The organism is Siccirubricoccus sp. G192, from assembly GCF_019084075.1.
GTDB lineage: Bacteria > Pseudomonadota > Alphaproteobacteria > Acetobacterales > Acetobacteraceae > G192.
This window is the reverse complement of sequence record NZ_JAHREN010000001.1, coordinates 5,190,460-5,216,322: the sequence shown is the minus strand read 5'-3', so window position 1 is coordinate 5,216,322 and position 25,863 is coordinate 5,190,460. Positions and strand designations below refer to the sequence as shown.

Below are 25,863 nucleotides of genomic sequence, written 5' to 3'. Positions count from 1 at the left end.
GGGGACACCTCACGCGAAAGCTTCGTGGATGTCCACCGAGACGGCTCTTCCGCAGGAAGCGTGGTTGGTGCTGGCCGGTGCGCTGCGGCTAGCTGCGGCGCCGCCGGCCGGGCGGTAATATTCGGAATGACGGACCTTTATCTCCTGCCAGGATGCCGCATCCGGGAGGTCACCCACCCGGACGCGAGCAACATCCAAATCGCTGCTGAGGCTCGGCAGCGGAACGGCCATTGTCCGGATTGTGGTGAGGCGAGCCATGCTGTCCACAGCCGCACGGTTCGGCACCCTGCCGACCTGCCCTGCCTTGGCCGCCAGGTACGCCTCCAACTTCAGGTGAGGCGCCTGTACTGCCGCAATCCGGCATGCTCGCGGCGGACCTTTGTTGAGCGACTGCCCAGCCTGATCGCGCCGCGGGCGCAGCGCACTGACCGGCTGGCGACGGCGCAGGGACGGGTTGGCGTTGCCATGGGTGGCAAGGCGGGCGCGCGCATGCTGCAGCAAATTGGGATGCCGACCAGCGGCGACACGGTGCTGCGCCTGGTGCGCCGCTTGCCCCTGCCGCGTTGCCAGGCTCCGCATGTGCTTGGTGTTGACGACTGGGCCCGGCGCAAGGGCCAGACCTATGGGACGATCCTGGTTGACCTGGAGCGGCATCGCGTCATCGACCTGCTGCCGGACCGGAGTGCCCCGACGCTGACCGACTGGCTCCGGCGCCATCGCGGGATCCGGATCGTCGCGCGTGACCGCTCGACCGAGTACGCCCGCGGCATTGGGCTCGGGGCGCCCCGGGCCGTGCAGGTTGCCGATCGCTGGCACCTGCTGCTGAACCTTCGGCAGATGGCCGAGCGCTGGCTGGCCGGGGTGCATGGCAGGCTCCGGCGCCTGCCGCCCATCCCGCGTCGGCCGCCTGGCCCGGCGCGGCGGACGAGCGCGTTCCCACGCAGCCAGGCCGAGCGGGCGGCCAGCGCCGATAGCCGGGCGCGCTGGAAGGCGCTCTACGATGAGGTTCGGCGCCGCATCGCGGCCGGCGAACCGCTGCTCACCATCAGCCGCCGCATGAGGCTGGCTCGCGGGACGGTGCGGAAGTTCGCCGATGCCGAGAGCTTTCCGGAGCGGGCGGTCCGGCCTCCCGGTCCCAGTATTCTGGATCCCTACCTCGACCACCTGGAGGCACGACTTGCGACCGGATGCGAGAACGCGATGGCGCTGTGGCGCGAACTGCGTGACCGCGGATTCCGCGGAACGGCGAGACAGGTCCACCGCTGGCTGGGCCCGCGACGAACGACACGCTCGAAACACACGCCACAGCGCGCAGGAGGAGCGCTGCCGGCCGCGCCATCTCCTGGGGATGACAGTGCACCGGCGCTCCCCTCGCCGAAGCAACTCGCCTGGTATCTGACGCGGCCGAGGGACCAGCTCAGCGAGGAGGAAGCTGCGGCCATCGCCCGCTTGGAGCAGGACGCCGAAGCTGCCACCGTCGCCGGGCTGGTCCGCCGGCTCGCAGACCTCCTGCGTAGCTGCTGTGTCAGCGCCAAGACGCGGTGCGGCGCACCGATTACCACCCTCGACGGCTGGCTCCGGGACGCCAGGAGGAGCGGTGTGGCCGCCATCACCACCTTTGCCGCCAGCCTTCAACAGGACGGGGCGGCGGTGAAAGCCGCTCTCACTACTTCATGGAGCAGCGGACAAACGGAGGGACAGGTAGGCAAGCTGAAGATGTTGAAGCGCCAGACCTTCGGACGCAGCAGCTTCGATCTCCTCAGGCGCCGCGTGCTCCTCGCCGCTTGAACCACGCTTCCTGCGGAAGAGCCACCGAGACGGGGCAAACCCAGCCTACCCGCGCGAGACGACCGAGGCGTTCCTCGACGGGCACGTGTCGTCCTTCGCCTTCTTCGGCGGCGTGCCGCTGTCGATCCTCTACGACAATCTCAAGATCGCGGTGGCCAGGATCTGCGGCGACGGCAAGCGCGAGCGGACGCGAGCCTTCACCGGCCTGGTCAGCCATTACCTGTTCCAGGACCGGTTTGGCCGGCCCGGCAAGGGGAACGACAAAGGCAAGGTGGAGGGGCTGGTGAAGTTTGCCCGCTCTAACTTCCTCACTCCGGTGCCGATCGCCGCTAGCTACGAGGCGCTCAACGCCATGCTGGCGGAGCGCTGCCGGCTGCGGCAGTCCGACCGGGCGGGCCGGCATGCCGAGACGATCGGCACGCGTCTGGCAGCGGATCTGGCGGCGCTGCAGCACCTGCCGGGTGTTGCCCTGGAGCCCTGCGAGACGATCAGCGCGCGGGTGTCGTCCACTGCCCTGGTCCGCTATCGCGGCAATGGCTACTCGGTGCCGACCGCGCATGGGTTCCAGACGGTGCTGGTGAAGGGCTTCGTCGACGCGGTGGTGATCCTGTGCGACGGCGCGCCGATCGCCCGCCACGCTCGCTCCTATGGCCACGGCGAGTTCGTCTACGACCCGCTGCACTACCTGGCGCTGCTCGAAACCAAGCCGGGCGCGCTCGACCAGGCGGCGGCCCTCCAGGGCTGGGCTTTGCCACCGGCCTTCCAGCACCTCCGCCAGCTGCTGGAGGCGCGTATGGGCAACCGCGGCAAGCGGGAGTTCATCCAGGTCCTGCGGCTGCTGGAGATCGCCGCCAAGGAGGTGGTGGCTGCCGCGGTGGCCGAGGCCATCCATCTCGGCGCCATCGGCTTTGACGCGGTCCGGCAGATCGTCCTGGCGCGGATCGAGCGGCGTCCGGCCAGGCTCGACCTGACCGCCTATCCCTATCTGCCGGGCACCGACGTGCGCATGACCCGGGCCGCGGACTACGCTGCGCTGCTGCAGGAGCAGGCGGCATGACCGCAGCCGATGCCATGCCGCATGGCACCAGCCAGGGGACGCCACAGGTCCTGCTGGCGCATCATCTCAAGCAGCTCCGGCTGCCGACGGTGCTGCGCGAATACGACAAGGTGGCCCGCGAATGCGCCCGCGACGGCGTTGACCACCCCCGCTACCTGCTGCGCCTCCTCGAGCTGGAGTTGATCGACCGCGAGCGGCGCCTGGTCGAGCGGCGGATCCGCCAGGCGCGGTTCCCGGCGACCAAGAGCCTGGACAGCTTCGTGTTCACCGCCATTCCCAGCCTCAACAAGATGCTGGTCCTCGAGCTGGCGCGCTGCGAGTACATCCTGCGGCGTGAGAACATCATCGCGCTCGGCAACAGCGGCACCGGCAAGAGCCACATCGCCCTGGGCCTCGGCCTGGCCGCCTGCCAGAGGGGGTTCAACGTCGTGTTCACCACGGCGGCCCAGTTGGTTCACCAGCTGATGGAAGCACGCGACGAGAGGCGCCTGCTCAGGCTCCAGCGTGACCTGCAGGCTGCCAAGCTGCTGATCATCGACGAGCTTGGCTACGTACCGCTGTCGCCGACCGGGGCGGAGTTGCTGTTCGAGGTGTTCAGCCAGCGCTACGAATACGGCTCCACCATCGTCACCTCAAACCTGCCGTTCGAGGAATGGACTACGGTGCTCGGCTCGGAGCGTCTCACCGGCGCCTTGCTCGACCGGCTCACCCACCATGTCCATATCCTGAGCATGAACGGCGAGAGTTACCGCCTGGCCCAGTCCACCGCCCGGCGCCGCCCGCCGGCCAAGACAGCACCAGCCGACGCCGCTGCAGGTCAGCAAATGGACCGCGACACCGGCGAGATCCTGCCCAGCTAACCACCGAAGGATCCAGCCACAGACCTCGCCGGGCCCCGATCGGGGCCCGGCGAGGTCTGCTGCCGCTCCGCCATCAATGGCTTGGTTTTACTCCGCCGCGCTGGCCTGGTTTTGCTCCGCCGTTGACAGCTCCATCGGTTCCGCTCGATCCTGATCCGCTGGGCCAAGAAACCCAGCAACTACCTCGCGCAGCTCCACTTCGCACTCGCCATCATCACCTGGCGACATGCCCTACCGGGATAGGCTCTTAGGCGCCTTTGCGGGCGCGGCATGAATGACGCCGCCGGGCACTGCGTCACCGCGCGCCATGGCGGCAGCTTCCCTTGCGGCTTGGAGAAGGCGGGCCCCCATCGAATTCAGACCTCAATTTTCCAGTACGCCATCGCTTCGCGGACGGCGTGGCGCGGATAGTACGGACCAGCATCAACCATGTCCTTCCGAATCCGCGCCAGTCGTCGTGTGGCGTCTTTGCGAATTCCGTCGTCGAGCGCCACTACGCCTGGAGGCACCTTCGCCTCACCGATGACCCGCGGCCAACTCGCGGGGTAGGCATCCCAGTCACCCCATTGATTGATTGTGGCCACCGTCTCGGAGAGGCTTTCGTGATCGCAATGCCAGCCGTAGAGGGCGCGTGCACAGATTCGGAGCATGGCCTTTACCTCCGGCACCGTGTCGGTGAAGGCTTTCAGCGGGGTCGGCAGCAACACCATGTTGCCGACGCACGAGAAGAACCGATGGTCTTGCACGACCAAATTCAGTGATTGGTACCGCGCGTCATCGACACCCCAGACATGACAGCACGACCAGTTCGGTCTGTCGTCGGAACGCAATCCGAGCGCATGCGTCAGTGCTTTGTTGGCGCCGAGATTCCCCTCTTGCTTGTGCGTGCCTTTGTTGAGTTGTTCGACGGACCAGTTGCTTTTGTAGAATAGACCTTTCCGCGCATATTCAGGGTACCAGAGCGGCAATAGCTGGAAGGTCGCAGGATCGACCCAGCGGGCCGTGCGCTCGATGAGGCGCATAACGTCGCCCAACTCCACCTCGACCCTGAGCGCGTCGAGCCCGTCCGGAAGCGTTGTCCTGGGCACTTTGCTTCCTTTTTTCCGGGTGGCTTTGGCGCGGCCGGCGGGCAGTATTTCGCTTGTCAGTTCCATGCTGGCGTCTACGCCTCGAAGGGATTGGCGACCTCGACCCCCATGGGCACGAAGTCGCGGGTGTTGCGCGTCGCCACGATGAGTCCCCGTGCACGAGCGATGCAGGCCACCGTCAAGTCCGCGAAGCCGGGCGTCACCCCCCGCAGGCGAGCCTGGTGCTGGAGTTGTCGCGCCTGCAGCGCGGCCTCGGTGTCGAAAGGCAGCACGCGGTCCGGATAGTTCGTCAGCACCGCGGCCAACCACTCGGCCAGATCCCGCGCGTGCCGGCTGGCACCGCTCGCCTCACGCTCGCCGATGCCTGCGGCAATCTCGGCCACAGCGGTGACGGGAAGGAACAGGCTCGACTGCTGGGCCACGATCCATGCGCGGGCAGCCGCCTTCTCCGGCGGCAACACGTCGCGCCGATCCGGCGCGGTCGCGGAGATCAGGTTCGTGTCGAGAAGGTAGCCGGCCATCACAGCCCGAGATCGCGGGCCGGCGTGCGATCGCGCTGGAGGTCGCCGCCCTCCGGGAAGGCGAGCAGCAGATCGGCCAGGCTCGGCTTCGCACCTCTGAGCCGCTGCCATTCGTCATAACCGAGGACCACGGCCACCGGCGCACCGTGCCGGGTGACGACTGTGCATTCGCCCTTGGCCGCCTGATCGACCACCGCCGAGAAGCTGGCCTTGGCATCGCGTAATTGAACCTCGCGCATGGCGCGACACCCCTATGTGACCACAGTGGTCATATAGGGAGAAATGGGGCACGGCTCCAGTCTACAAAATGCCCTGGAACGGCCGGGATGGGCGGACTGCGGACGCATGCGAGAGAGAATTAGCATTCTTATCGCTTAATTTTGCGCCTTTAGCCTTGAAAATAAGTTATCTAGAATGGTAACGGGTGGCTCACAAATCGAACAAGGAATCCCATGATGCGCCCCTACGCCGACGTCGACTACGAGAGCAAATCCTGCGTCCACAAGTATGCCGCCCAGCTCTTTGGCTTGGGGATCAAAGGTATTCAGGACACGACGGGCTGGGATCTACCCGTCATTATGAAGCGCATCTCTGAAGAGTCGGGCGTCACCCTCAACTCAATTCGGCAGATGCGGACAGGTGACCGCGATCCCCGCCGTTCCGCCGCCGCGGTCTCGGCCGCGATCACTAGGCTCGGCGGCCCGAAGATCGTCTTCCCTTCTCAATCAGCCGACGGCAAAGGCGCTGTGGTTTCCGACGCAGTGGGCCAACACGGCGAAACCAATGCCGATACCCTGCCGAACGAGGCCGGCAAAGAGCCCGTAGCGCCTATCGCCATCACTCTGACCCTCGCTGAAGCGAAGCGTCGCCTCGCGGCGACTTTCGACGCACCCGTGTCCGCTATCAAGATCATCGGCCACGACTGACCCGGAGGGATTCCCGATGCAGAACACACCGCAGTCCAAGAGCCTCGACAAGATTTTCGCGGCCATTGCGGCCAACACCGCTCCGAAAACGCTAAAGGTGCAGCGGCAGAACGCGGCTGAACGGAATGCGCTGGAGGTGGTCGAGGCCTGCGACCGCCGTCTGGCTGAACTCGCGGAATCTGCGACAGCTGACAGCCGCTCCCGCCGGGACGCGGCGAAAGTTTCCGCTAAAGCGGCGACGGCGGGGAGGCAGCGCACCATCCGCTACAGGGGTGCCTTCCGCAAGCCGCTCACCGAACGCCTGCGCAACGAGCCGGGCCGATGCCTTCTCATATGGCTGCCTCTGGCCAAGAAGGCGGGGCGCAAGGACCGCGGCCGGGTCGCCGGGGCGATCCGGCTGGATGAGCATGAACGGATCATTGTGGAGAACCTTGACCGCGGAACGCAGCATTCGTCCCTCTCCAACCTTCGGGCCGACTACGAGGCCGAAGGCGGCGGAACGGACTCCTGGGGTCGCTTCGAAACGGCCGACGGAACCTCAATTGCGAAGAGCATCGGCGTCGACCCGGCGGAGGCGCACGAGAGCCTCGGCGATTGAGACGCGCGAACGGCGCCGCCGCCATCCCGCGCATCCTCCCTGTGACCCCTATGCTAACCCCCGGTATTGGCGGCGCATGACGTGAAAATGCGAGCAGCGAAGGCTGGCGGCTGACTGTGTCACGCCACCCCCTTCAGCACGCCCGGTCCCGCCAAAACCTCGACGCTGCCTTCCCCCGCCATCTTCCGCAGCGTCGCCGCGGCCACCCGGTCGGCGATCGACAGCAGCACGTCATCGGCGACATGGGTGTAGCGCGCAGTGATGCTGCCGCTGCGATGGCCGAGCAGCGCCGCGATCGCCAGTTCCGAGCAGCCCAGGTCAGCGGCCAAGCTGGCGAAGGAATGCCGAAGGACGTGCGGTGTGATGTCTCGCGGCAGGCCGGCCGGCCGGACGATCCGCCCGAACAGCTTGGGGAAGCTGCTCATCTTCCCGTCTCCACGCGCGGGCGGGAACACCAGCGCTGCTGCATGACCAGGGCCAATCTGCCGCAGCAAATCGCAGGCAGCCATCGAGAGCGGCCGGAGGCTCTCGCCCGTCTTGGTGTCGGGGAGACGGGCCGTGCGGCGGGGCAGGTCGAGCATCGCCCACCGCAACGTCAGCGCCTCGCCGGTGCGCCAGCCGGTGAGCGCCAGGAAGCGGGCCACCTGGATGGTCGCCGGCCACCGCGGCGTACGTGGCGCCTTACCGTCATCCCGCGGCTTTGGCAGTTCGGCAGCAGCGGCGAGCCCGCGGCCAAGGGCAGCGTACTCCTCGTCGGACAGGCGCCGCTCTTTCTGGCGATCGGCATAGCGGATCACGCCCCGCACCGGATGCTCGGTGACCATCCGCTTGCGCTGCGCATAGGTGAAGATCCCGCCGAGCAGCCCCACGGTGCGTGACGCCACACCCCTGCCGCCGCGAACGTTGGAGAGGTCACCCTTCTTATTGGTCTTCACCCGCCTCCTGGTCGCACCTTCGGCGACTTGGTGCATGAAGTGCTCGACATCCTCGCGTGTCACCGCAGGCACCTTCATCCGGCCGAGCAGCGGCTTGATGTGGGCCTCGATGAAACTGCGATCGGTCAGCAACGTCGAGGGCTTCTTGGCGATCCCGCGCCGGGTCAGTAGCCGCCCGGCCTCGGCATCCTGCATGTACATGTCGCAGAGTTCGCCGATGGTTGCGGCCGAGCGCTTCGCCTTCTTGTCTGCCTGGGGATCCGCACCCTCGATCCTGGCCGCCACCAGCACTTGCTGCGCCTTGGCGCGGGCCGCGTCCGGCGTCCAGGGCGCGCCGTGGGTGCCGATGGTGTAGCGGCGCTGCCGGCCGTCCCGGGTGCGGTACATGATGAAGTAGCTGACGTGCTGCCCGGCGCGACGCCTCGCACCGAAGCCGGGCACCGAGCCGGTGCCGCCGTCGAAGATGGTCTCGTTGGGGGACATCGCGCGGATTTCGCGGAGCCCGATGCGGGTGCGTGGTGCGGGCATGCCTGGCCTCTGCTCTGGGTTCGAGATGCAGCCCCCAAAATCTGGGGTCACGACGGGGTAACCGGAGAGCGCAGATGTCAGCAAGTCGTTTTTTTAACAGGCAAATGATAAATCTGGTTATGCGTCGGATATCTCAAACGAACGCAAATCCAAGCAATCTAGATCTCAAGTATAACCACTCCCCAGGAAGGCGAAGGCCAGGCCGCGGGCCATGTCGGGGTCGAGGTCGGCCTCGGTGATCCGCAGCGCGCCGAGGCGACGGGCGGAGCCAGGCCTGGGCGGCGGCCATGACGGCGGTGGTGACGGGGCGAATTTCCACGCGGACGCCGCGCGGCAGGTCGAGCCAATAGGGTTCGGTGGGCAGGTCGAGGGTGAGCATTTGGTTCTCCATGCCGAGCGATCGTCGGGGAATCAGAGCACCGCAAGCATGGGCTAAGCGCGCGGCCGTGTTTCGGCTGATTGGGCGAGGATCGGCGACGAACTTCAGTCCCATTCGCACCGGGCACGACCGGCTTCATCGGTGCGGGAGGATGAAGCCATGCCGCACAACATCACGCTGAATGGCTGGATGGCTGTCCCATTATTGATCCGGCCTGGGTAATCTTGGGCTATGCAGCGTAGCGAAAGGTCCTATGCCCGAAGAAGCTGCGGACGCGATCGGGTAGCTTCGACAGCTTGCGCATGTGGCCGATGGCGGCACGCTTGAGCTGCACCTTGCTGCGTGCCGGCTCCTGGCGGGTGACCGCCTGCTTCAGGTCGCCGTTGACGCCCTCGTCCGGATTGAGTTCGGGGCTGTAGCCGGGGAGGTAGAACACCTCGATCTCGGCCTCCCGCCCGACAAGCCAGGCGCGGACCTTGGCCGAGCGATGGACCGGCAGGCGGTCGAGGATGAGGACGACTTTCTGGCCGGCATCCCGGACCAGACGGGCGAGGAAGCGGAGCAGGTCCGGTGCCGTGATGGCGCCGTCCAGCACCATCCAGCGCAGCTCGCCCTTGTTGGTCACCGCCGAGATCAGGCCGAGGTTGGCCCGCTTGTGGTTGACCCGCACCTCTGGCGTGCGGCCCCGGGGCGCGTAGCTGCGGCCGCGCACGTCATCAGAGCGCAGGCCGGTCTCATCACCCCAGAAGACAACGCCACCCTCGGCTTTGGCCCGGGCGGCAATCGCCGGGTTGGGTTTGCCCCGTCTCGGTGGACATCCACGAAGCTTTCGCGTGAGGTGTCCCCCAATGCCCAAAACCCATCCTGCGTACGCGCCGGAGTTCCGGCGCCAAATGGTCGAGCTGGTCCGTGCCGGACGCGACCCGGCCGACCTTGCCCGCGAGTTCGAACCCTCCGCCCAGGCCATTCGGAACTGGGTGGCTTCTGCCGACCGGCAGGAGGGTCGGCGTGAGGTGAAACCTGCCCCCGCCGAGACCGGCCTGAATGCCACCGAGCGCGAGGAGCTCGCGCGGCTCAGGCGCGAGAACAAGCAGCTGCGCCAGGAGCGCGACATTCTCTCTCGAGCGGCGGCCTGGTTTGCCCGCGAGACCGGGACGATCCCGTCCGGGTCTTCGAGTTCATGAAGGCAAACCAGGCCTCCTTCCCGATCGCCCGGATGGCCCGCCTGCTCGGCGTCTCGCGCGCCGGCTACTACGCTTGGCTCGGTCGGCCTCTGTCGGCCCGTGCCGAGGAGGATGCGGCGCTGCTGCGGCGGATCCGCACCGTGCACGCGACCTCGCGCCAGACCTACGCCGCGCTTACGGTGCATGCCGCCCTGCGCTCTGCCGGTATCCGGCACGGCCGCAAGCGCATTGCACGGCTCATGCGCAGCACCGGGCTGGTCGGTGCCAGCCATCGCCGCGGCGGACCGGTGACAACCCGCCGTGACGACAGCAGCAGGCCGGCGCCGGACCTGGTCGACCGCAACTTCACGGCCAGCGGTCCCAACCAGCTATGGGTCGCAGACATCACGTTCATTCCCACGGCAGCCGGCTTCCTCTACCTCGCCGTCGTGCTCGATGTCTGGAGCCGCAAGGTCGTTGGCTGGGCTACCGCCAACCATCTCCGCACCGAGCTGGTGCTCGATGCGCTCGACATGGCCGTCGGCCAACGCCGGCCGCGCGGCGTCATTCACCACTCGGATCAGGGGTCGCAAGGTGGATTCAAGTGGTCGTCGCAACACCAAGGCGGAGGGTGGTTGCGATGGCGGGTCGGCGGCGTTCGGATCGGGCTTTGCGGGCGAAGTCTCCTTCGCCAGGCCGCCCGGGAGTAGCCCGGCGTGAGGACCAGCGGCGCTTCTGGACGTTGATTGCGGCGGGACAGTCGAGCTGGGACGCGGCGATCGGCGTGGGGGTGTCGGAGGCGGTTGGGTCCCGCTGGTTTCGGGAGGCGGGCGGGATGCCACCATCGACGCTCGGGCGGTCGTCAAAGCCGCCTTCGGGACGATACCTGTTGTTTGCGGAGCGCGAGGAGATTGCGCTGCTGCGAGCCCAGGGCTGTGGAGTGCGAGAGGTTGCCCGGCGGCTGCGACGGGCGGCATCGACGGTCTCGCGCGAGCTACGGCGCAATGCGGCCACGCGCAGCGGCAACCTGGAGTACAGGGCCACGACGGCGCAGTGGCATGCTGAGCGGGCGGCGCGGCGTCCGAAGCCGGCGAAGCTGGTGACGCACCCGGCGCTGAGGGCGTATGTGCAAGATCGGCTGGCGGGTGCCGTGGTCTCTCCAGGCGGGGCTACGGTGCCCGGACCGGCGGTGCCGTGGAAGGGCCGGCGGCATGGACCGAGGCAGCCTCGGCGCTGGGCGAGAGGATGGAGCCCGCAGCAGATCTCGCGGCGGCTGCGGCTCGACTTTCCTGGCGATGGTGCGATGCGGATCAGCCATGAGGCCATCTACCAGTCGCTCTACGTCCAGGGCCGCGGCGCGCTGCGCCGCGAGCTGACGGCCTGCCTGCGAACCGGGCGGGCGCTGCGCGTGCCGCGGGCGCGGAGCCGGGGGCGCGGCAAGTCGCATGTCGCGCCCGAGGTGCTGATCAGCCAGCGCCCGGCGGAGGCGGACGACCGGGCCGTGCCGGGGCATTGGGAGGGAGACCTCATCCTTGGCCTTGGCAGCTCAGCAATCGGCACCCTGGTGGAGCGCACGACGCGGTTCACGATGCTGCTGCACCTGCCCCGCATGCCGGGTCATGGAGAGGGAACGCGCGTCAAGAACGGCCCGGCGCTGGCCGGGCATGGGGCGGAAGCGGTGCGCGACGCCATCACCCGCATGATCACCACCCTGCCGGAGGCGCTGCGCCGGTCGCTGACCTGGGACCAGGGGGCGGAGATGAGCGAGCACGCCCGGCTGCGGATCGACACCGGCGTGCAGGTGTACTTCTGCGAGCCGCACAGCCCGTGGCAGCGTGGCACGAACGAGAACACCAACGGGCTGCTGCGGCAGTACTTCCCGAAGGGGACTGACCTGAGCGCGCACGGCGCCGATGACCTCGCGGCCGTGGCTGCGGCGCTCAATGGCAGGCCTCGCAAGACGCTCGGCTGGAGAACGCCAGCCGAAGCGCTTGACGAGGCGCTGCGATCGGCTCAGGCAGGCGTTGCGACGACCAGTTGAGCCTGGGCAATATACGTCCCTGGCGTTCGGCAAGCGCTGCAGAGAAGCCGGCATCCGGCCGTCCATGGGTTCCGTCGGCGACGCCTATGACAATGCCCTGTGCGAGAGCTTCTTCGCCATCCTGGAATGCGAGTTGCTCGCGCGACGCCGCTTCGCCTCCCACGCCGAAGCGCGCATGGCAACCTTCAGCTTCATCGAGGCCTGGTACAACCCAGCCAGGCTCCATTCATCGCTGGGCTACCGATCGCCCATGACCTACGAAAAAGAGGAGCATCAAGCCGCCACAGCAGACCCGTAATCAACCAAGCCCATCAACTGTCCACCAGAGCGGGACAAACCCAAACCCAGCTTCAGATCATAGGTCGGGTTCGCGGCTTGGTCGGCCATAGGGGAATCATCCTCGCCCTCATCCGCCGGAGGGTAATTCCCGACAAAGCCGCTCTGGCTCTGAACCATGACCAGGATGCCGGTGATGCAGCCGAAGAGTGCCGCCAGGTCGCCCCAACGGCTGCCCTTACTCGCACCCCAGAGCAGTGCCGCCGTGATCGCTGTCGCGATAGCGAAGATCGCGGTCCACAACCAAAGATTCTCGCCGACATGTGCCGTCGCATACGCCTTCGTGGCGCGAATTGCCCGCATTGGCATTGACGTTCCTCCCGCCCGGGCTTGCTTGCTCGGTGCAGCAGCGTAAGCATGTATGGGTGCATGCTGCCAGTGTTTCGTGCAGGTCTGGTCTTCCCGGCCATCACACGCCGGTCCGGGATGCGCAGGATGCGGGACGAATGGCGGCTTTCCCGCCGCGTCAGTGCTGCCCCTCCGCGAGCAGGCTGGAATGCACCCAGCCCCGGGGCTCCGCTTCGCCGACGCGCAGCCAGCCGCCCGGCGCCCGGTCGAAGACCGTCAGCACTTGGCCGCGGGGCAGGGTGGACAGCACCTCGGCGCCGCCCCCCGGCCCGGCCCGGAGATTGGCCGGGGATTGCACGACCGCCCGGCCTTGCGGCTCCGCCATGCCGTTGCCCTGGCTTGCGGGAATGGCAACGCCGCTGCCGGCCGAGGCGTCGATCATCACCGGCTTCGCGGCCATGGGCGGGACCAGGACCATGCCGGGCGGGGCCCTGTCGGGCACGGCCGGTGCCGCCTCCGGCGCGCGGATGGCGGGCGGCGGTGCCGCATGGCAATAGCGGCGCTGCGCGTCGGCGGTGCTGCGCAGCAGGCCGGGGCCTTCCTCCATCACCACCAGGGGCGTGCCGCCACGCGGCGGCCCACCGTGCGAAGGCCGCCCGGTGCCGGGCAGGATGACGCGGATCACGAAATCCACCGGCGGCCCGTCCCGCGCCGCGACCTGGCCGCAGACGGCGCGCTCGTCCGCCGGGCCGAATTGATGCACCCGTACCGCGCCGAAACTGGCGCTCTCCGGCTCCCGCAGCCGGGCGCGGAGGGTCCGCAGCGCCGCCTGCTCGGCGATCTCGGCCGCGGCGGGCGGCGCCGGCGCCTGTTCGCTGCCGCCGGAGGAGGCGATCACGAGCACGAGCACCGCCCCGAGCAGTGCGCCACCGGCGCCCCAGACGAGCGGCTTCATGGGATGCACCGGCACTGCACCGGGCGCGACACGGTCGGCCATGCCGCTGGGAACCGCCCCGGCGCGGCCGGGTTCCACGGGGCGCCGCGCAAGCCTGCGCAGGTTACAACGAGTGGCCGGTCCGGCACCAACACCGCCCGCCGCCTCAGCCCGCGGCGGGCCGTGCCGCCCGGCGCATCGCCAGGGTCGGCAGCAGCGCCACCAGGCAGGCCACCGCCACGGCCAGGAAACTGTCGCGGAAGCCCAGCATCCCGGCCTGGGCCTGCAGGATGCGGCCGAGGAAATCATAGCTCCCGCCCAGGCGCTGGGTCTCCGGCACGCCATCCTGCCGCAGCAGCCCGTCGATCATCCGCAGCGCCTCCAGTGTCGCCGAGCCGCCGCCGCCATCCTGCGTGGCGACCATGGTCTGGGCATAGAGCTCAGTATGTTGCTCCAAGAGAATGGAAAGCAAGTTAACCCCGAGCGCCCCGCCCAATTGGCGCGCGAAATTGATCGCCCCCGCGCCCTGGCCGAGCCAGCGCGGCGGCAGGGCCCGCAGCGCGCCGGCATTCATGCTCGGCATCGCCAGGCCAAGGCCGATCCGCCCCACCAGGATCCAGAGCGCCATGCTCCAGAAGGGCGTGTCGGTATCCACCGCCCCCAACAGCCAGCAGGAGACGGCGAAGAACAGCAGGCCGAGCGCGATCGGCTGCCAGGGCGGCATCCGGTCCGCCAGCCGGCCCGCGATGGGGAAGACGATCACCATCACCAGCCCGGCGGGCATCAGCACCAGGCCGGCCCGTGTCGCCGTATAGCCCTGGATGGTCTGGACGAAGAGCGGCACCAGGTAGGTGGTGCCGAAGATGCAGGCGCCATAGACCAGCGCCACCGCCGAGGCGCCGGCGAAGCCGCGGTTGGCGAAGAGCCGCGGATTGAGCAGCGGCGCCCGCGCCCGCAACTCCCACAGCACGAAGCCGAGCGTGGCGGCGGTGGCGAGGCCAAGCTCGAACAGCACGCGGTTCGACCCCCAGCCCTCCCGCTGGCCGCTGGAAAGGCCGGTGAGCAGCGCGCCAAGGGCCAGGATCAGCAGGCCGAACCCGGCCCAGTCGAAGCGCCGGCGCGGGCTGTCGGCCGCACGGTCCGGCATGAAGACCAGCCCCATGCCGAGTCCGACCAGGGAAAACGGCACGGCCAGGAAGAAGACCGAGCGCCAGCCGTAATTATCCACCAGCAGTCCGCCGAGGGTCGGCCCCAGCGCCGGCGCCAGCACCACGCCGACCGCGAAAAGCCCCATGGCGGTGCCGCGCCGCTCCGCCGGGAAGACCTGGAAGATCAGTTGCATCGAGAGCGGCTGCAGCAGCCCCGCCGCGGCACCCTGCATGACGCGCCCGGCGATCAGCATTCCCTCGTTCGGCGCGAGGCCGGAGACGAAGGAGCCGGCGACGAAGATCGCCACCGCCACCACATAGGTGAAGCGGCAGCCGAAATTCTCCACCATCCAGGCATTCATCAGCATGGTGCCCGTCACCGCTGCGAGGAAGCCGGTGGAGAGAAGCTGCGCCTGATCCTGGCCGATGCCGAAGGCGCCCATCACCTCGGGCAGCGCGACATTGGTGATGGTGGAGGAGAGGATGGTGGCGATGGTGCCGATCATCGCCGTGAAGGTCACGAGATAGCGGTAGGCCGGGCCGAAGCGGCGCCCCAGCGCCTCGACGCTGCGTTCGCCGCCGGCCGGGGCCGGCCGGTCACTCATCCCGGCTATTCACGCGCCACCTCGATCTGCACCATCATGCCGGGGCGCAGCAGGCCATCCTCCGGCGGCGGCCGCAGCGCCACGCGGATCGGCAGGCGCTGGGTGATCTTGGTGAAATTGCCGGAAGGGTTCGGCGCGGGCAGCAGCGCGAATTCGCTGGTGGCGGCGCCGGCCACGCGTTCCACCACGCCCTCGAAGCGCTGGCCCGGCCAGGCATCCACCGAGAGCCGCACCGGCGTGCCGGGGCGGAAGTGGCGGATCTCGGTCTCCTTCACATTGGCTTCGACGCGGACCCTGGAGGGGTCATGCAGCATCACCAGCCGCTGCCCCGGCACGACATATTCGCCCGGATCGACGAAGACCCGGTCGATCGAGCCCTGGAAGGGCATGCGGATGATGCGGTCCTGCAGGTCAAGCTCGGCCCGGTCCCGCTGCGCCCGCAACTCCCGCTCCTGCGGCTCCAGCGCATCGAGCTGGCGGGCCAGCACGTTCAGCTCCTCGCGCCCGGCGGCGGCGGCGGCGATCTGCGCCTCGGCATTCTGGATCTCGGCCACGGCGCCCAGCACCTTCTGGCGCGCGGTGTCGAGCGCGCTGCGGGTCTGGTCGTGGCGCTGGCGGGTGCCGCTGCCGCTGGCCATGAGCTGCTGGGCGCGGCCGAATCACCCTCGGCAAAGAGCCGCTCGGCCTCCGCCGCCGGCAACGCGGCGCGCGCCACCTCCAGCCGGGCGCGGCTGGCCGCCTGCTGGCTGGTGGTCTGGAGGTCCACCATGGCCAGCCGCGCCTCCAGCTCCCGCCGCCGGGCGGCGAGGCTGGCCTGGCGCGCTTCCAGCTCGCGCGCCGCGAGCGCCGAATCGCGGCTGTCGATGCGGACCATCACCTCGCCGGCGGCAAGCTGGTCGCCGGCGATGACCCGCACCTCCGTCACCCAGCCGGGGACGCGGCTGGCGAAGGTGATCATATCCGCGGCGATGCGCGCATCATCCACGAAGACATGGGTGATGAGGCGGTGGATGAAGAGGCCGGCGCCGGCCAGCGCCGCCAGCAGCACGACGAGGATGGCGCCGAGCCGCAGCCGCTGCCGCGCCATGCCGGCCCGGCTGGCTTCGCGCACTGGTGCGCCGCCCGTTTTCGCACCCTGGCCGGGTGCCACCTGGTTCGGTCCGCTAGGCTGCCCGATGTCCATCCGCCGGGTCCTCCTGCGCCGGGCCTTCCGCCGCCGGGTCCTTCGCCGGGGTCGTGGGGCAGGCCGCCAGGCCCTGCGCCACGCGTTCCAGCACGGAGAGGCAGATCGCCAGTTCCGCCGCCGGGATGCCGGCCATGATCTCCGCCCGGATGCCGGTGGCCGCGGCCTCAATCCGCTGGGTCAGCGGCCGTGCCTTCAGGGTGAGGTGCAGGGTCTTGGCGCGGCGGTCATGCGGCGCCTCCCGCCGTTCCACCAGCCCCTCGCGCTCCAGCCAATCCAGGGTGCGGACCAGGGTCGGCCCCTCGATCGAGAGGCGGGCGGCAAGCTGCTTCTGGGTCAGCCCGTCGCCGCCGCGGGAGAGGTGCAGCAGCGCCAGCCAGCGCGCTTCCGTCAGGCCGAAGGGGGCGATGCGGGCATCCAGCCGGGCCCGCCAGCGCCGGGCGATCTGGCCGATGGTGGCGCCAAGCCGCCACTGGGTCTGGGCAAGGGAGGAGCCTTCAGGCATCCACTCAGGATAGGATGCCTGCGAATAGCTAGGAAGCTAGATATTCGTGGCCCGGGTCGGAACGGGCGTGCCGGGCGCCGCGAGATTGGGGCTTACCAGGCCGCGCGGTCTGCCCCCATGATCCGGCAAGGCGCCCGTGCGGCCACGGGACATGCCATGGCCGGCCGCCGGCGCATCGGGGGAGGGCCGCTCATCCGGGGGCGGGCTCCGCGTCCCGCGGCCTGAAGGGGAGATGCCGGGAATGCGCGAATTCAGGATGGTCTCGACCAGCGGCATCCTCGGCTATGGCTATCCCGAATCCAGCCTGAACGCGGCGCTGGAACGCGGCGTCGACATGATCGGCTGCGATGGCGGCAGCAGCGATCCCGGCCCCTATTACCTCGGCAGCGGCAAGCCGTTCGTCTCGCTGCGGGCGATGCGGCGAGACCTCCGGCTGATGCTGCTCGCCGCCATCCGGCACCGGGTGCCGATGGTGGTCGGCACCTGCGGCGGCGCGGGGGGCGAGCCGCATCTGCAACTCGTCGCCGACATGGTGCGGGAGATCGCGCGGGAGGAGGGGTTGCATTTCAGGCTGGCCCTGATCCATGCCGAGCAGGACAAGGACCTGATGCGGCGCCGCCTGCGCGAGGGCCGCACCCGGCCGCTCGGCCGCATGGCGCCGCTGGATGAGGGCGTGGTGGACCGCGCCGAGCGCATCGTCGGGCTCTGCGGGCCGGAGCCCTATATGCGGGCGCTGGACCAGGGGGCGCAGATCGTGCTCGGCGGCCGCAGCAGCGACCCCGCGCCCTTCGCCGCCAATTCCATGCGCGCCCAGCTTCCCCCGGCGCAGTCCTGGTATGCCGGCAAGATGCTGGAATGCGGCGCCGCCCCCGCCCTGCCGAAGGGGCCGGACTGCCTGCATGTGACGGTGCGCGAGGATGGCGTGATCTGCGAGCCGATGGGCGATCGCGCCTGCACGCCGATGTCGGTCGCCAACCATTCGCTGCACGAGAACGCCTCGCCGATCCGCCATGTCGAGCCGGGCGGCGTGCTGGATACCAGCGAATGCCGCTTCGAGGCGGTCTCCGCCAAGGCCACCCTCGTCACGGGCATGCGCTGGATGCCGGCCGAGACCTATACGGTGAAGATCGAGGCGGCGGAGCGCGTCGGCCACCGCGCCATTTCCATCTGCGGCACCCGCGACCCGGTGCTGATCGGCCAGCTCGACCACTTCCTCGGCCTGGTGCGCGAATTGGTGCGCGGCAAGGCGCAGGACCTGGAGATTTCGCCGGAGGAGTATCGCCTGACCATCCACTGCTATGGCCGCGACGGCGTGATGGCGGGGCGCGAGCCGGTGCGGGAGATCCGCGGCCATGAATTGGGCTTCGTGCTGGATGTGGTGGGCCGGACGCCGGATATCGCCCAGGCGGTGATCGCGCTCGCGCGCACCAGCATGCTGCACAGCGACTTCCCGGGCCGCTTGTGCAAGGAGGGGAACATGGCGATCCCCTTCTCGCCCTCCGACCTTTCGGCGGGGGAGGTCTTCCGCTTCAGCATGTCGCATGTGGTCATGCCGGATGACCCCTATGAGATGTTCCCCATCGAATATGAGAGCGTGTGATCCCATGCCTCGCATCCGCGACATCGCCAAGGTCTGCAAGAGCAAGAATGCCGGCCCCTTCGACCTGACCATCGACGTGGTCTTCGACGATCCCGGCCTGTTCCGCCGCGTGCGCGCGACCGGCGTGCTCTGCCCCGAACTCTTCGCCCGGCTCTACGGCGTTGGCGCCGGGGAGGTGCTCTTCACCGAATACGAGGCCGGGCTTGCCTTCAAGGCCACCCTCCCGCGCCTGGTCCCGGCCGGCGATATCGGCGATACCGATGTCTATGGCGCGCAGCAGCACACGCCGCTGCTCGATGTGGAGATCCCGGTGTGACGGAGGCCGCATCCCCGGTCCTCACCGGCCTGGAAGACGGCGTCGCCACCCTGGCGCTGAACCGGCCCGGGCGTGGCAATGCGTTGGGCCCGACACTGGTGGCGGCGCTGGGCGATGCCTTCGAGGGTGCGCTGGCCGGTGGCGCGCGGCTGGTGGTGCTGCGCGGCGAGGGCCGGCATTTCTGCACGGGCTTCGACCTGTCGGACCTCGACGACCTCTCGGATGGCGACCTGCTGCTGCGGGTGGTGCGGATCGAGGAGCTGCTGCAACGGATTCACGCGGCCCCCGTGCCGGTGCTCGCCATCGCCACCGGCCGCAGCTTCGGCGCCGGCGCCGACCTGTTTGCCGCCTGCGACCGGCGCATCGCTGTGGACGGCGCCAGCTTCGCCTTTCCCGGCCCCGCCTTCGGCCTGGTGCTCGGCACCGCGCGGCTGGCCGCGCTGGTCGGGCGGGATGCGGCGCGGGCGATGCTGCTCGCCGGCCAGGAGGTCACGGCCGAGGCGGCGCTGGCCTGTGGGCTCGCCACTGCCGTTGTGCCTCCGGCGGCGGTGCCGGCGGAACTTGCCCATGCGGCCGCGGCGGCGCGCCGGCTCGACCCCGAGACGGTCGCGGCGCTGCACCGGCGGACGGCGCCGGCGGAGAATGATGCGGATATGGCCGCGCTGGTGCGGTCCGCCAGCCGCCCCGGCCTGAAGCGGCGCATCCAGGACTACCGGGCGCAGGTGGCGGTAGCACGGCAGCAAAGATAGGGAGATCGGACGGATGCCCAAGGTTCAGGCGGAACGGCTGCGGGAGATCGGCCGCGCATTGCTCGTCGCCAATGGCGTGCCGGAGGATGAGGCCGCCACGGTGGCGCGGCATTGCGTGGCCGCCAACCTGGCCGGCCATGACAGCCACGGGATCATCCAGATCCCCGGCTATATCGACCGCATGAAGGCCGGCCATATCGTGCCCGGCGCCGCCTTCACCATCGTGCAGGAGAGCCCCACCACCACGGTGGTGGATGGCAATTGGGGCTTCGGCTACGTCATCAACGAACGCGCCATGCAACTCACCATCGAGAAGGCGCGCACATCCAACATCGCCGCGGCCAGCGTCTTCCGCCAGGGCCATGTCGGGCGGCTGGCCAGCTACCCGCTGATGGCGGCGGCGGCGGGGATGATCGGCATGGCCTGGGCGGATTCCGGCCGCTCGCCGAAATCCGTGGCGCCCTTCGGCGGGCGGGAGGCGCGGCTCGGCACCAACCCCTGGGCCATTGCCGTGCCCTCCGACCTGGAGGGGCCATTGTTCATCGACATGGCGACCTCGGCGGTCGCGGTCGGCAAGGTGAAGCTGGCCCAGGCGCGCGGCCAGCAGATCCCGCTGGGCTGGGTGGTGGACAGCGAGGGCCAGCTCACGACCGACCCGGCGAAGCTGCAGCCCGGCGGCGCGCTGCTGCCGCTCGGCGGCCCCGGCGAGGGCTACAAGGGCTACGGGCTGGCGGTGATCGGCGAGATTCTCTGCGGCATCCTCACCGGCCTCGGCTTCGGCGTGGAGCCCAGCGGGCGGCACAATGACGGCTGCTTCATGCTGGCGATCAAGGTGGATGCCTTCCGGCCGCTGCTGGAATTCCGCCAGCAGGTGACGGATCTCGCCGGCTACCTGAAAGCGACGCCACCCTCCACCGGCAGCAGCGGCGTGCTCTATCCCGGCGAGATCGAGCACCGGCAGGAGATCGAGCGCGCGCGGGAGGGCATCGAGATCGAGGCGGCCACCTGGAAGAAGCTGCAAGGGCTGGCGGAGGCCGGCAGCCTCGGCGCGCAACTCGGCTTCGGGGCGGCCTGACCCTTCTGCCCGGCGGGGAGCCGCATCGACGCTGCGCCGGAGATCGGGCGCTGCGGGCTGGAAACACGCGCATTTCCAGCCGGAGCGGCCTTGGACTAAGCTTCCCGCCAGCAGCATCGTCGGAACAGGCGGGAGGAAAGCCGGGCCATGGGCCAAAAAAGCAAGGTGGTTGCCAGTTTTGCCGAGGCGGTGGCGGATATCCCGGACGGATCGGTGATCGCCTTCGGCGGCTTCGCCGCGCCGGGCACGCCCTACAACCTCATCATGGCGCTGCTGGCGCAGGGGGCCCGCGACCTCACCTGCATCGCCAATACCACCGGCGGCGCGCATCAGCCGCGCATGCCCGATCTCGGCATGCTGGTGGAGAATGGCCAGGTGCGGAAGGTGGTCTGCAGCTTCACCGCCCCCGGCCGCCCGACCGATGTGCTGCCCTTCACCAAATACTACGAGGCCGGCGAGGTGGAGGCCGAGCTGGTGCCGCAGGGCACGCTTGCGGAGCGGCTGCGCGCCGCGGGCTGCGGCATCCCCGCCTTCTATACCCCGACCGGCGTCGGCACCGAAATCGCCGAGGGGCGCGAGACACGGGTCATCAATGGGCGCGAATACCTGCTGGAATACGCCATGCCGGTGGATTACGCCTTCCTGCGGGCGCATCGCGCCGATGCGGCGGGCAACCTGCAATTCCGCCTCAGCCAGCGCAATTTCAACCCGCTGATGGCCGCCGCCGCGCGCCATGTGGTGGTGGAGGTGGAGGAGGAGATCCTGCCCATCGGCAGCCTCGACCCCGACCATATCCATACCCCCGGCATCTTCGTGCAGCGGCTGGTGCGGATTCCGCCGGAGCCCGAGGGATTGTGGCCCGTTCGCCGGAAGGAGCGCGTGCGATGAGCGGCACGGACAAGATCGGCTGGTCCCGGCAGCAGATGGCGGACCGGCTGGCCCGTGAATTCCAGGATGGCTGGATCGTCAATCTCGGCGTCGGCATCCCGACGCTCTGTTCCAATACCGATATCGGTGGGCGCGAGATCACCTATCATGCCGAGAACGGCGTGATCGGCTATGGGCCGGTGCTGCCGGAGGGGCAGGAGGACCTGCACCTGGTGAATGCCGGCGGGCAGAACGTCTCGCTGAATCCGGGCGCCGCCGTGGTGCATCATGCCGACAGTTTCGGCATCATCCGCTCTGGCCGCATCGATGTGACTGTCATGGGCGCCTATGAGGTGGCCTGCAACGGCGACTTCGCCAATTGGAAGGTGGCCGGGGCCAAGGGCGGCGGCATCGGCGGCGCCATGGACCTCGCCGCCTGCGCCAGGCGCGTCTACATCATCCTGGAGCACAATACGCGCAGCGGCGCGCCCCGCCTGGTGGAACGCTGCGCCCTGCCGGTGACGGCGCGCGGGGTGGTGACGCTGGTCGCCACCAATCTCGGCCTCTTCGAGCCGCTGGGCGAGGGGTTTCGACTGCGCGAATTGGCGCCCGGCGTCACGCTGGAGGCGGCGCGTGCCGCCACCGGCGCGGCGCTGCTGGCGAGCTGAGGGGGCAAGGCCGATGGCCCGGCACATCGACTACTACGCTTCGCTCAACTCGCCCTGGACGCATCTCGGCGCGGCGCGGATCGAGGCGCTGGCGGCGAAGCATGGGGCTTCGCTGCGCATCTGGCCGGTGGATTTCGGCACCATCTTCGCCGGCTCCGGCGGGCTGCCGCTGCCGAAGCGCTCGCCGCAGCGCCAGGCCTATCGCTTGCAGGAACTGGCGCGCTGGCGCGACCATCTCGGCATCCCCATCACGATCCAGCCCAGGCATTTCCCGGCCAGGGAATTGCCCGCCACCTGCTGCGTGATCGCGCTGCGGGAGACCATGGGCGATGCGCCGGCCATCCGCCTCGCGCATCGCGTGCTGAAGGCGTTGTGGGAGGAGGAGCAGGATACCGGCGACCCCGCCACCCTCGCCGCGCTGATCGCCGAACAGGGCCTCGACCCCGAGGCGGTGATGCGGCTCGGCGCCGAGCCGCGCTGGGCGGAGCGGCGGGATGCGGATACCCAGGCGGCCCTTGCCCGCGGCGTCTTCGGCGCGCCGAGCTACGTGATCGGCGAGGATATCTTCTGGGGCCAGGACCGGCTGGAATTTGTGGACCGCCGGCTGGCCCGGGGCTGACGGAGCAACACCATGCCGGAAGGCTTCGTCGGGCAGTCCCTCCGCCGCGTCGAGGATGCGCGGTTCCTCACCGGCCAGGGCCGCTATGTCGCGGATCTGGCGGTGCCGGGCGCGCTGCACCTGCATGTGCTGCGCTCGCCGCATGCGCATGCCCGCATCCTGGGGCTGGAGGTGGCGGCGGCGCGGACCATGCCGGGCGTGCGGGCGGTGTTCACCGGCGCCGACCTGGCCGCCGACGGCATCGGCCCGCTGCCCTGCCCGGCGCAGGTGCAGACCATCGGCCCGCTCATCATCCCTGAGCGCCATGCCCTGGCGCGCGATACGGTGCGGCATGTGGGCGAGCCGGTGGCCTGCGTGGTGGCGGAGAGCGCCGCCGCCGCGCGGGACGCCGCCGAGGCCATCGCCGTGGACTACGAGGCGCTGCCGGCGGTGGTGGACAGCCTTGCTGCCCTGGCGCCCGGCGCGGCCCCGATCTGGCCGGAGGCGCCCGGCAACCTGGCCTTCCGCTTCGAACGCGGCGACCGTGCCGCGGTGGAGGCCGCTTTCGCCCGGGCTGCGCATGTCGTCGCGCTGGACCTGGTGAACAACCGCGTCCATGCCGCGCCGATCGAGCCCCGCGCCGCGATCGGCCGGCATGACGCCGCGACGGACAGCTTCGACCTGCTGCTCACCGGCCAGTCCGTCCACAATATCCGCGGGCAGCTTGCCTCCAGCGTCTTCCGCATGCCACCGGAGCGTATCCGCCTCTCCTGCCCCGATGTCGGCGGCGGGTTCGGGCTGAAGAACTTCCTGTTTCCCGAGTATGTGCTGGTGCTCCTCGCGGCGCGCCGCCTCGGCCAGCCGGTGCGCTGGGTGGCGGAGGGATCGGAGGAATTCCAGGGCGCCGTGCATGGCCGCGACATGCAGGGCAGGGCGCGGCTGGCGCTGGATGCGGAGGGGCGCTTCCTCGCACTGCATGCCGAGATGGCGGCGGATATGGGCGCCTATTGCTCGGCCAATGGGCCGGCCTGCCCGACCAATTCCTGCTCCACCGCCATGGGCGGCGTCTATGCCATCCCCGCCATCCTGCATGAGGTGCGGGGTGCCTTCACCAATACCACGCCGGTCGATGCCTATCGCGGCGCCGGCAAGCCCGAAGCCAATTACATGATCGAGCGGCTGGTGGATGCCGCCGCCCGGGCCTGCGGCTTCGACCCGGCGGCGCTGCGCCGGCGGAACCTGGTGACGCAATTCCCCTATCGCAGCGCCCTCGGCATGTTGATGGATTGCGGCCGCTTCACCGCCAATCTCGACGCGGCCGAGGCACTGGCGGACCGCCCCGGCTTCGCCGCCCGCCGTACCGCCTCCGAGGCGCGGGGCCGGCTGCGTGGCCTGGGGCTGGCCTGCTTCCTGGAAACCGCGCGCGGCGCGCCGAATGAATGGGCGGCGGTGCGCTTCGCCGAAGATGGCACCGTGCAACTCGCCATCGGCACCCAGTCCAATGGCCAGGGGCATGAGACGAGCTTTCCGCAGGTGGCCGCCGACCGGCTCGGCCTGCCCTTGGAGTGCTTCCGCCTGGTGCAGGCGGATACCGCGGCGGTGGCCAGCGGCGCCGGGCATGGCGGCGCGCGTTCCATGCATCTCGGCGGCGGTGCGCTGGTGCAGGCGATCGATGCCGTGCTGGAGAAGGCGCGCCGCGTCGCCGCGCATCTGTTGCAGGCGGCACCGGGCAAGCTGGAATTCGCCGCCGGGCGTTTCACCATGCCGGGCACCGGGCGCGGCATCGAATTGCTCGCCGTGGCCCAGGCCGCGCAGGATGCCGCGAACCTGCCGGAAGGGCTGGCACCGGGCCTGGATGCGGAGGCGATGAACCTCTCCGACCTCGTCACCTTCCCGAGCGGCAGCCATGTGGCGGAGGTGGAGGTCGATCCCGAAACCGGCGCGGTGGCGCTGTTGCGCTACCAGGCGGTGGATGATTTCGGCCGGCTGATAAACCCGCTGCTCACCGCCGGCCAGGTGCAGGGTGGCCTGGCCCAGGGCATCGGCCAGGCGCTGCTGGAACAGGTGGCCTATGACCCGGAGAGCGGCCAGTTGCTCAGCGCCTCCCTCATGGATTACGCCCTGCCGCGGGCGGCGGATCTGCCGATGCTGGAGATCAATTTCGGCGAGATCCCCACCGCCTCCAATGCGTTGGGCGTGAAGGGCTCCGGCCAGGCGGGCTGCATCGCCGCGCCGCAGACGGTGGTGAATGCGCTGCTGGATGCGCTGGCGCCGCTCGGCGTCACCGGCATCGACATGCCGGCGACGCCGGAGCGGGTCTGGCGGGCGATCCAGGCCGCCCGCGCGGGATAGGACATGCCGCCCCGCAGCCTGGATGCACCTTCCAAGGAGCAGCGCCACCGCCGCATCCTGGCCGCGCTGGCGGCCGACCCCACCGTGCGCATATCGGCCCTGGCCGCGGAATTCGGCGTCTCGGCCGAAACGGTGCGGCGCGACATCGAGCAATTGTCCCGCCAGGGCGAGGTGCGCCGCACCTATGGCGGCGCCTCCGTCACCCATGCCGGGTTGCAGCCGGCGGTGGGCCAGCGGGAGCGGATGGCGGTGGCGGAACGCGCCCGGATCGGCGCCGCCGCCGCCGCGCTGGTGGAGCCGGGGGCGGTGCTGATGGTCGATGCCGGCTCCACCACCGCGCATTTCGCCCGCGCCCTGGCCGGCCGCGAGCCGGAGGGCACGGTGCTCACCAACAGCCTTGGCGTGGCCGAGGCGCTGGCGCCGGCGCCGGGGATGCGGGTGCTGCTCTGCCCCGGCGAGTTCTATGCCGCCGAACGCGCCGCCTATGGGCCGGAGACCCAGGCTTTCCTGGAGCGCTTCAATGCCGATATGGCGCTGATTGGCGCCTCCGGCCTCACCCTGGCCGGGCCTTCGGATGTGGAAAGCCGGGCGGCCTGGGTGAAGCGGGCCATGCTGGGCCAGGCGGCGCGGCGGGTGCTGCTGGTGGATTCGGGCAAATCGGCAAGGCGCATCTGGAGCGGGTCTGCGACCTCTCCGCCCTGACCGACCTGGTCACCGACCAGCCGCCGCCGGCCAAATTGGCGGCCGCACTGGAC

At 69.5% G+C, this 25,863-nt stretch carries 27 protein-coding genes and 2 pseudogenes; 18 read left to right on the top strand and 11 right to left on the bottom strand.

Translation table 11 applies throughout. From position 1 onward, the window contains the following. Positions 1-126: 126 nt before the first annotated feature. The 3 genes and pseudogenes from KSF81_RS25105 to istB all read left to right on the top strand — a co-directional run bounded on the left by KSF81_RS25105 (position 127) and on the right by istB (position 3,705). Complete coding sequence (locus tag KSF81_RS25105) at positions 127-1,788, top strand: ISL3 family transposase (RefSeq protein ID WP_217380068.1); 1,662 nt, start codon at positions 127-129, stop codon at positions 1,786-1,788. A gap of 43 nt (positions 1,789-1,831) precedes the next feature. Further along, a pseudogene (locus tag KSF81_RS25100) lies at positions 1,832-2,845 on the top strand (Mu transposase domain-containing protein); the annotation flags it as partial. A 14-nt stretch (positions 2,846-2,859) separates the two neighbouring features. After that, complete coding sequence (istB, locus tag KSF81_RS25095; RefSeq protein ID WP_305801257.1) at positions 2,860-3,705, top strand: IS21-like element helper ATPase IstB; 846 nt, start codon at positions 2,860-2,862, stop codon at positions 3,703-3,705. Between the two features lie 356 nt (positions 3,706-4,061). On the opposite strand, the gene KSF81_RS25090 is transcribed toward istB, so the two are convergent. Genes KSF81_RS25090 through KSF81_RS25080 form a run of 3 tightly spaced genes read right to left on the bottom strand, consistent with a single transcriptional unit; the run spans position 4,062 to position 5,553 of the window. Continuing rightward, positions 4,062-4,859, bottom strand: coding sequence for a hypothetical protein (locus KSF81_RS25090; protein ID WP_254453740.1), 798 nt, complete (start codon positions 4,857-4,859; stop codon positions 4,062-4,064). A gap of 8 nt (positions 4,860-4,867) precedes the next feature. Further along, complete coding sequence (locus KSF81_RS25085) at positions 4,868-5,314, bottom strand: PIN domain-containing protein (protein WP_217381294.1); 447 nt, start codon at positions 5,312-5,314, stop codon at positions 4,868-4,870. Continuing rightward, entirely contained in the window at positions 5,314-5,553 is a 240-nt protein-coding gene (locus KSF81_RS25080; protein ID WP_217381293.1) for a type II toxin-antitoxin system Phd/YefM family antitoxin, read from the bottom strand. The genes KSF81_RS25085 and KSF81_RS25080 overlap by 1 nt, the downstream gene beginning before the upstream one ends. A 213-nt stretch (positions 5,554-5,766) precedes the next feature. Here KSF81_RS25080 and KSF81_RS25075 point away from each other — a divergent pair, with 213 nt between their 5' ends. Next, positions 5,767-6,240, top strand: coding sequence for a hypothetical protein (locus tag KSF81_RS25075; protein WP_217381292.1), 474 nt, complete (start codon positions 5,767-5,769; stop codon positions 6,238-6,240). A gap of 16 nt (positions 6,241-6,256) precedes the next feature. Beyond that, complete coding sequence (locus KSF81_RS25070; protein ID WP_217381291.1) at positions 6,257-6,838, top strand: hypothetical protein; 582 nt, start codon at positions 6,257-6,259, stop codon at positions 6,836-6,838. 119 nt (positions 6,839-6,957) lie between these two features. On the opposite strand, the gene KSF81_RS25065 is transcribed toward KSF81_RS25070, so the two are convergent. Further along, the gene (locus KSF81_RS25065) at positions 6,958-8,301 is read right to left on the bottom strand and encodes a site-specific integrase (RefSeq protein WP_217381290.1); all 1,344 of its coding nucleotides are present in this window, start codon (positions 8,299-8,301) and stop codon (positions 6,958-6,960) included. A 608-nt stretch (positions 8,302-8,909) separates the two neighbouring features. Beyond that, the gene (locus KSF81_RS25060) at positions 8,910-9,647 is read right to left on the bottom strand and encodes an IS630 family transposase (RefSeq protein WP_254453739.1); all 738 of its coding nucleotides are present in this window, start codon (positions 9,645-9,647) and stop codon (positions 8,910-8,912) included. On the opposite strand from KSF81_RS25060, the gene KSF81_RS25055 reads away from it, so the two are divergent. The 4 genes and pseudogenes from KSF81_RS25055 to KSF81_RS25040 form a co-directional block, all read left to right on the top strand. After that, positions 9,529-9,864: a transposase gene (locus KSF81_RS25055; protein WP_256444243.1), complete on the top strand. Its 336-nt coding sequence runs from the start codon at positions 9,529-9,531 to the stop codon at positions 9,862-9,864. The two genes, KSF81_RS25060 and KSF81_RS25055, sit on opposite strands and share 119 nt — an antisense overlap. Continuing rightward, on the top strand, positions 9,861-10,553 hold the full coding sequence (locus KSF81_RS25050) for an IS3 family transposase (RefSeq protein WP_254453369.1): 693 nt from the start codon (positions 9,861-9,863) through the stop codon (positions 10,551-10,553). Before KSF81_RS25055 ends, KSF81_RS25050 begins: the two co-directional genes overlap by 4 nt. Beyond that, positions 10,484-11,884, top strand: a complete 1,401-nt coding sequence (locus KSF81_RS25045; RefSeq protein WP_217378041.1) for an IS30 family transposase — start codon at positions 10,484-10,486, stop codon at positions 11,882-11,884. Before KSF81_RS25050 ends, KSF81_RS25045 begins: the two co-directional genes overlap by 70 nt. 4 nt (positions 11,885-11,888) lie before the next feature. Next, positions 11,889-12,182, top strand: a pseudogene (locus KSF81_RS25040) (transposase); the annotation flags it as partial. Here the strand turns inward: KSF81_RS25040 and KSF81_RS25035 are convergent. The 6 genes from KSF81_RS25035 to KSF81_RS25015 all read right to left on the bottom strand — a co-directional run bounded on the left by KSF81_RS25035 (position 12,158) and on the right by KSF81_RS25015 (position 16,883). Beyond that, entirely contained in the window at positions 12,158-12,523 is a 366-nt protein-coding gene (locus KSF81_RS25035; RefSeq protein ID WP_217381288.1) for a hypothetical protein, read from the bottom strand. The pseudogene KSF81_RS25040 and the gene KSF81_RS25035 sit on opposite strands and share 25 nt — an antisense overlap. 163 nt (positions 12,524-12,686) lie before the next feature. Continuing rightward, complete coding sequence (locus KSF81_RS25030; protein ID WP_217381287.1) at positions 12,687-13,505, bottom strand: SH3 domain-containing protein; 819 nt, start codon at positions 13,503-13,505, stop codon at positions 12,687-12,689. A gap of 103 nt (positions 13,506-13,608) precedes the next feature. Further along, positions 13,609-15,195 carry a DHA2 family efflux MFS transporter permease subunit gene (locus tag KSF81_RS25025; protein ID WP_217381286.1) on the bottom strand — a complete coding sequence of 529 codons (1,587 nt, stop codon included), beginning with the start codon at positions 15,193-15,195 and terminating at the stop codon, positions 13,609-13,611. 5 nt (positions 15,196-15,200) lie between these two features. Beyond that, positions 15,201-15,683 (bottom strand): efflux RND transporter periplasmic adaptor subunit, encoded by a 483-nt coding sequence (locus tag KSF81_RS25020; protein ID WP_309139751.1) that lies wholly within the window; start codon positions 15,681-15,683, stop codon positions 15,201-15,203. A gap of 2 nt (positions 15,684-15,685) precedes the next feature. Next, positions 15,686-16,306: a biotin/lipoyl-binding protein gene (locus KSF81_RS31685; RefSeq protein ID WP_309139672.1), complete on the bottom strand. Its 621-nt coding sequence runs from the start codon at positions 16,304-16,306 to the stop codon at positions 15,686-15,688. A gap of 52 nt (positions 16,307-16,358) precedes the next feature. Next, positions 16,359-16,883, bottom strand: coding sequence for a MarR family transcriptional regulator (locus KSF81_RS25015; RefSeq protein ID WP_217381284.1), 525 nt, complete (start codon positions 16,881-16,883; stop codon positions 16,359-16,361). Between the two features lie 241 nt (positions 16,884-17,124). Here KSF81_RS25015 and KSF81_RS25010 point away from each other — a divergent pair, with 241 nt between their 5' ends. From KSF81_RS25010 to KSF81_RS24970, 9 genes are all read left to right on the top strand, one after another. Next, the gene (locus tag KSF81_RS25010; RefSeq protein WP_254453738.1) at positions 17,125-18,483 is read left to right on the top strand and encodes an acyclic terpene utilization AtuA family protein; all 1,359 of its coding nucleotides are present in this window, start codon (positions 17,125-17,127) and stop codon (positions 18,481-18,483) included. A 4-nt stretch (positions 18,484-18,487) separates the two neighbouring features. Beyond that, positions 18,488-18,799, top strand: coding sequence for a DUF4387 domain-containing protein (locus tag KSF81_RS25005; protein WP_254453737.1), 312 nt, complete (start codon positions 18,488-18,490; stop codon positions 18,797-18,799). Next, positions 18,796-19,548 carry an enoyl-CoA hydratase/isomerase family protein gene (locus KSF81_RS25000; RefSeq protein ID WP_217381282.1) on the top strand — a complete coding sequence of 251 codons (753 nt, stop codon included), beginning with the start codon at positions 18,796-18,798 and terminating at the stop codon, positions 19,546-19,548. Before KSF81_RS25005 ends, KSF81_RS25000 begins: the two co-directional genes overlap by 4 nt. A gap of 13 nt (positions 19,549-19,561) precedes the next feature. Then, on the top strand, positions 19,562-20,623 hold the full coding sequence (locus KSF81_RS24995) for an Ldh family oxidoreductase (RefSeq protein WP_217381281.1): 1,062 nt from the start codon (positions 19,562-19,564) through the stop codon (positions 20,621-20,623). Positions 20,624-20,770: 147 nt separating this feature from the next. Beyond that, a complete protein-coding gene (locus KSF81_RS24990) occupies positions 20,771-21,511 on the top strand; it encodes a CoA transferase subunit A (RefSeq protein ID WP_217381280.1) in 741 nt (246 codons plus the stop codon). After that, complete coding sequence (locus tag KSF81_RS24985) at positions 21,508-22,158, top strand: 3-oxoacid CoA-transferase subunit B (RefSeq protein ID WP_217381279.1); 651 nt, start codon at positions 21,508-21,510, stop codon at positions 22,156-22,158. The genes KSF81_RS24990 and KSF81_RS24985 overlap by 4 nt, the downstream gene beginning before the upstream one ends. 13 nt (positions 22,159-22,171) lie before the next feature. Continuing rightward, complete coding sequence (locus KSF81_RS24980) at positions 22,172-22,777, top strand: 2-hydroxychromene-2-carboxylate isomerase (protein ID WP_217381278.1); 606 nt, start codon at positions 22,172-22,174, stop codon at positions 22,775-22,777. 12 nt (positions 22,778-22,789) lie between these two features. Beyond that, complete coding sequence (locus KSF81_RS24975) at positions 22,790-25,108, top strand: xanthine dehydrogenase family protein molybdopterin-binding subunit (RefSeq protein WP_217381277.1); 2,319 nt, start codon at positions 22,790-22,792, stop codon at positions 25,106-25,108. Positions 25,109-25,111: 3 nt separating this feature from the next. After that, positions 25,112-25,810: a DeoR/GlpR family DNA-binding transcription regulator gene (locus tag KSF81_RS24970; protein ID WP_254453736.1), complete on the top strand. Its 699-nt coding sequence runs from the start codon at positions 25,112-25,114 to the stop codon at positions 25,808-25,810. Positions 25,811-25,863: the final 53 nt, after the last annotated feature.

Bases quoted from the DNA above. Each gene is read 5' to 3' on its own strand.
- KSF81_RS25080 (WP_217381293.1), bottom strand. From the start codon at position 5,553: ATGCGCGAGGTTCAATTACGCGATGCCAAGGCCAGCTTCTCGGCGGTG.
- KSF81_RS24990 (WP_217381280.1), top strand. From the start codon at position 20,771: ATGGGCCAAAAAAGCAAGGTGGTTGCCAGTTTTGCCGAGGCGGTGGCG.
- KSF81_RS25090 (WP_254453740.1), bottom strand. From the start codon at position 4,859: ATGGAACTGACAAGCGAAATACTGCCCGCCGGCCGCGCCAAAGCCACC.
- KSF81_RS25060 (WP_254453739.1), bottom strand. From the start codon at position 9,647: ATGGCCTGGGCGGAGGGTTCGAACTCGCGGGCAAGGTCGGCCGGGTCG.
- KSF81_RS25105 (WP_217380068.1), top strand. From the start codon at position 127: ATGACGGACCTTTATCTCCTGCCAGGATGCCGCATCCGGGAGGTCACC.
- KSF81_RS24995 (WP_217381281.1), top strand. From the start codon at position 19,562: ATGCCCAAGGTTCAGGCGGAACGGCTGCGGGAGATCGGCCGCGCATTG.
- KSF81_RS25050 (WP_254453369.1), top strand. From the start codon at position 9,861: ATGAAGGCAAACCAGGCCTCCTTCCCGATCGCCCGGATGGCCCGCCTG.
- KSF81_RS25005 (WP_254453737.1), top strand. From the start codon at position 18,488: ATGCCTCGCATCCGCGACATCGCCAAGGTCTGCAAGAGCAAGAATGCC.
- KSF81_RS25035 (WP_217381288.1), bottom strand. From the start codon at position 12,523: ATGCGGGCAATTCGCGCCACGAAGGCGTATGCGACGGCACATGTCGGC.
- KSF81_RS25070 (WP_217381291.1), top strand. From the start codon at position 6,257: ATGCAGAACACACCGCAGTCCAAGAGCCTCGACAAGATTTTCGCGGCC.
- KSF81_RS24985 (WP_217381279.1), top strand. From the start codon at position 21,508: ATGAGCGGCACGGACAAGATCGGCTGGTCCCGGCAGCAGATGGCGGAC.
- istB (WP_305801257.1), top strand. From the start codon at position 2,860: ATGCCGCATGGCACCAGCCAGGGGACGCCACAGGTCCTGCTGGCGCAT.
- KSF81_RS24970 (WP_254453736.1), top strand. From the start codon at position 25,112: ATGCCGCCCCGCAGCCTGGATGCACCTTCCAAGGAGCAGCGCCACCGC.
- KSF81_RS25055 (WP_256444243.1), top strand. From the start codon at position 9,529: ATGCCCAAAACCCATCCTGCGTACGCGCCGGAGTTCCGGCGCCAAATG.
- KSF81_RS25030 (WP_217381287.1), bottom strand. From the start codon at position 13,505: ATGGCCGACCGTGTCGCGCCCGGTGCAGTGCCGGTGCATCCCATGAAG.
- KSF81_RS25015 (WP_217381284.1), bottom strand. From the start codon at position 16,883: ATGCCTGAAGGCTCCTCCCTTGCCCAGACCCAGTGGCGGCTTGGCGCC.
- KSF81_RS24975 (WP_217381277.1), top strand. From the start codon at position 22,790: ATGCCGGAAGGCTTCGTCGGGCAGTCCCTCCGCCGCGTCGAGGATGCG.
- KSF81_RS25075 (WP_217381292.1), top strand. From the start codon at position 5,767: ATGATGCGCCCCTACGCCGACGTCGACTACGAGAGCAAATCCTGCGTC.
- KSF81_RS25085 (WP_217381294.1), bottom strand. From the start codon at position 5,314: ATGGCCGGCTACCTTCTCGACACGAACCTGATCTCCGCGACCGCGCCG.
- KSF81_RS25010 (WP_254453738.1), top strand. From the start codon at position 17,125: ATGCGCGAATTCAGGATGGTCTCGACCAGCGGCATCCTCGGCTATGGC.
- KSF81_RS25045 (WP_217378041.1), top strand. From the start codon at position 10,484: ATGGCGGGTCGGCGGCGTTCGGATCGGGCTTTGCGGGCGAAGTCTCCT.
- KSF81_RS24980 (WP_217381278.1), top strand. From the start codon at position 22,172: ATGGCCCGGCACATCGACTACTACGCTTCGCTCAACTCGCCCTGGACG.
- KSF81_RS25065 (WP_217381290.1), bottom strand. From the start codon at position 8,301: ATGCCCGCACCACGCACCCGCATCGGGCTCCGCGAAATCCGCGCGATG.
- KSF81_RS25025 (WP_217381286.1), bottom strand. From the start codon at position 15,195: ATGAGTGACCGGCCGGCCCCGGCCGGCGGCGAACGCAGCGTCGAGGCG.